The following is a 1058-nucleotide window of genomic DNA, read 5'->3' on the forward strand; positions in this document are numbered from 1 at the left end:
GGACACTGGCGGAACTCTCCCGCTGGATCGAGGCGCGGTTCGACAAGCGTGTTCATCCCGCCAGCCTGTCGCGCATCCTGCGCCGTAACGGCTTTTCGCGCCAGAAAGCCCGGTCGACCCACCCTCAGAGCGATCCGGGGCGCCAGGCGCGCTTCAAAAAAAAGGGCTCGCCGAGGCCCTGAAAGCAGCAAAGGTCGACCATCCCGGCAAGCGGATTGCGCTGTGGTTCCAGGACGAAGCAAGGGTTGGCCAGAAAGGCCGCCTCTGCCACCGCTGGTGGACCCGCGGCAAGCGACCACCCGGACTCTGCGACCAGCGCTTCGAATGGACCTACATCTTCGGCGCCGTCGAACCCTCCACCGGCCAGTCCTTCGCCCTGGTCCTGCCCTATGCCGACAAGGCGATGATGAACCTCTACCTCGCCGAGTTCGCCCACACCATTCCGGACGACGTCCATGTCGTCATGGTTCTCGACGGCGCCGGATGGCACGGCGAAAAGGCCCTCGACGTACCGGCGAANGCCGAGTTCGCCCACACCATTCCGGACGACGTCCATGTCGTCATGGTTCTCGACGGCGCCGGATGGCACGGCGAAAAGGCCCTCGACGTACCGGCGAACATCACCCTCGTCGCACTTCCGCCCTACAGTCCCCAACTCAACCCAGTCGAGCGGCTCTGGTTCTATCTGCGCGAGACCTCCCTCAGCCTGTGCGTCTTCCGCGACAGGCAAGCCATCATCGACGCTTGCTGCGACGCCTGGAACCGCGCCACCAAAGATCAAGCCCGCATCCGGTCCCTCTGCAACTATCCCTACATCAAAGCGGTCAGTTCATGAGCTGGTCGGTATCATACACATGCCGACATCTCGGACTCCAGTTCGCTCGATCCTCCCGACTTGGGCAGGTACCGATTGCGTCAGCGCAATGCACCCATGGCCGAGCACAAGGTATCCATCCGGTGTGAGCCGCGGCGGTCTCGGTTTGCTGTGTTATCCTGACCGCGTGGAGATCGATAACGACAAGATCGATGATGCTGTCCTGGCACTTTTGTGGTTGACG

The 1058-nt window shown here is 62.5% G+C and carries 2 protein-coding genes; both read left to right on the forward strand.

All coding sequences use genetic code 11. The annotated features are described in order from the left end of the window. The coding region (locus VQ042_RS25650; RefSeq protein ID WP_331823058.1) for a helix-turn-helix domain-containing protein at positions 1 to 182 on the forward strand (182 nt) is incomplete at its 5' end. A 38-nt stretch (positions 183 to 220) separates the two neighbouring features. Then, on the forward strand, positions 221 to 835 hold the full coding sequence (locus tag VQ042_RS25655; RefSeq protein WP_331823059.1) for a transposase: 615 nt from the start codon (positions 221 to 223) through the stop codon (positions 833 to 835). Positions 836 to 1058 lie beyond the last annotated feature (223 nt).

It is taken from the genome of Aurantimonas sp. A2-1-M11 (assembly GCF_036549475.1).
GTDB lineage: Bacteria > Pseudomonadota > Alphaproteobacteria > Rhizobiales > Rhizobiaceae > Aurantimonas.